The following is a 2,510-nucleotide window of genomic DNA, read 5'->3' on the forward strand; positions in this document are numbered from 1 at the left end:
CCTTGGTTTACGAGGAACCGTGGCTCAAGCTGCCGGAGCACTACAAAGAAGTGGGGGCACAGTTTCTGGAGATATTAACTTTGATTGTGATACATGGCTTGGATGGAATCGCAACACAGACTACGCGAAAATAGGGTTTAAAAATGAAGCTGACTCCGATACTGATTCATACTTATGGTTCGAAGTGGGTGATAACGGTAACGAGTATTTTAAATGGCGCAGGAATCGCGGTGGGCCAAAATCAGATCTGATGAACTTAAAGGAAGATGGCCTAAGCGTTTTTGTTGATGCTTATTTCAAGAGTTTGGGGATTGACAGTCAATCTGGCTCATGGATATCGATGAGGGACCATCGTTCTGTGTTTACTCGCAATGCTGTTGCTGATAATTCCGCTCAAGCTATCTTAAGGCAAGATCATTCAGATAAAAAATTCTTTGTCGGTGGCTTGGGGGGGCAGCAGTTTGGGTTTTACATGATAAAGAATGATCGTACTTCTAATGGATACGATGCTGGAGCTTTTTTAAACAGGGAGGGTGACTGGTGTTGCAATGGCAAGATAATACCAACGAATTACAGTAACTTTGATGAGCGCTATGTGAAAGATATTAGACTCTCTACTCGAGAGGGTAGCCAAGTCTGGAATGGGCCAGGTTATGGCGATCAACCTCCGTATGTAATTACTGGTGTTCTTAATAGTAATCGGGATGAATTTCCTGACACTATATACCGTCGGGCGCTCCAGAAATTTATCAATGGCACATGGTATAACGTAGGTGGTCTATGATGCTTCATCTAAAAAATCTAACCCAATATATGCCAGAAACTGACGAGCAAAAAGAAATTGCCGAACAGTACAACGCCATTTTTTGGCATGATGAACTAGGACAGGACTGGTACGAGGCAATACCAAGATTTCAACCAGATACTTTTAAAGTGAAATACCTGCCCAATGGGGTAATCTGCGCTATTGATAAAGACGCAGGTGCTATTTGTCCAGAAGGTGGCAGCGTAGTCGAAATGGATCTGTTACCTGATGGTGTGGATAGTGACGGCGACTGGCAGTTTATTGATGGGAGTATCGTCCCTCGGACGTACACCCCCGACGAACTGACAGTCCAGGCCGAGCGAAAGAAGCAAAGTCTACTTGCCGAAGCTGCAAAGGCGATTGCGCCATTGCAGGATGCCATTGATATTGGCGTAGCGACACCAGAAGAGGAGGCAAGGCTAAAGGCTTGGAAAAAATTCCGCGTCAACGTCAATCGAATAGACACCGCTCAATTACCCGTAATATTTCCACTTATGCCAGAATAAAATACGCCCGCAATGATGCGGGCGAACTGTCATTCTGGTTTTGAAGGAAAGGCTACGTTTGGCGCTGTGCTGGTATCAGTTGCTTTCACGTCACGGATGTAGGCCATCCATGCAATGAGTTTGGTCTTATCACTATCGCTGATAATCCCTAACGCTAGCTCGGTACGCCAATCGGCCGTGACGGCGTTCGCCTCATCCAGCAATGCGGATTTTTTAGTGTTAGCCTCAGCTACTGCCGCCGCATGTTGTGCGGCGGTATCTGTTATCCATTTCTCACCATCCCATTTATCATACGGTGTGGTCGGTGGAATTAGAGTAAACTCTGGCCCTATTTCACCGATATCTGTAACAGTAATGGCCTCACGCGTTAATGTCGAATACATGTTTTTTCCACGATAATCCGCAACCAATTTCCACTGGTTCGCATCAGTATCGAAGGTGGCAACCGAGCCATCCTTAGTAGGTGGCTTAATGTGCGTGCAGTACGCGGGAAGTCCTGTATAAGCGGGAATATAACAATCGGCACAGCCTATATACTGATTTGTATCTGGCAAGTATCCATAAATAGTGATTAGCTGATCTTTATCTGAAATGTTAAAATTATCCACGATTAAGCCAATCTCACAATGTAGTTGAACGCAATGTTTTTAACAGTTACTTCTGAATTTCCCGATGCGTCAATGGTGACGATATGCCCGTGTTTCCCCAGCGTCACTGTGTGAATATGTGAGCCTATATAAACGCTATGCTCATGATTACCTGCTGGGGTTGTTGTTCCTCTCGTAAATACGCCATTATCCCCGCCAGAATTCATGTAAAACACGCGAGGCCAACCATTCCAAGCCTTGTCATAATCATGATGGTGTTCTCCCGTGTTATTTGTTTTTTTTGTGCCATAGTCAAATGAGCTTGTATTTTTAGCCCCTAGATCTGTCTCTGATACCCGACCTGTATGACTATGCGATTTATTCCCATCCTGTTCAAGAGTCAACGCAGCACGACCATTAGGTTTCCCTTTAATCGTCTGGCCTCGCATGTCTGGCAATCTCCCGGATGGATAGGCCATAGCTAATTTTTTGTATCTTGCTTTATCAAATGACTGCCCCATCATAATAACGAAACCAGAGGGCGGGGTATCAGATGGCCATGGTAAAGGAACACCGACCGGGCACTGGTTAGTCGCTTCTTGTAAACCAAGG

4 protein-coding genes are annotated in these 2,510 nt (G+C 45.2%); 2 read left to right on the forward strand and 2 right to left on the reverse strand.

Going from position 1 to position 2,510, the window contains the following annotated elements; all coding sequences use genetic code 11:
* A partial coding sequence (locus EHO01S_RS17850) for a phage tail fiber protein (protein WP_500778245.1) occupies positions 1–784 on the forward strand: 784 nt, incomplete at its 5' end.
* A complete protein-coding gene (locus EHO01S_RS16950) occupies positions 781–1,311 on the forward strand; it encodes a tail fiber assembly protein (protein ID WP_232238214.1) in 531 nt (176 codons plus the stop codon). The genes EHO01S_RS17850 and EHO01S_RS16950, both read left to right, overlap by 4 nt.
* A gap of 29 nt (positions 1,312–1,340) precedes the next feature.
* Here the strand turns inward: EHO01S_RS16950 and EHO01S_RS19015 are convergent, their stop codons facing one another.
* Positions 1,341–1,919, reverse strand: coding sequence for a tail fiber assembly protein (locus tag EHO01S_RS19015; protein WP_148707552.1), 579 nt, complete (start codon positions 1,917–1,919; stop codon positions 1,341–1,343).
* A 2-nt stretch (positions 1,920–1,921) separates the two neighbouring features.
* The coding region (locus EHO01S_RS18625; protein WP_162147383.1) for a phage tail protein at positions 1,922–2,510 on the reverse strand (589 nt) is incomplete at its 5' end.

Source organism: Edwardsiella hoshinae NBRC 105699 = ATCC 33379 (assembly GCF_000474215.1).
Taxonomy (GTDB): domain Bacteria; phylum Pseudomonadota; class Gammaproteobacteria; order Enterobacterales; family Enterobacteriaceae; genus Edwardsiella; species Edwardsiella hoshinae.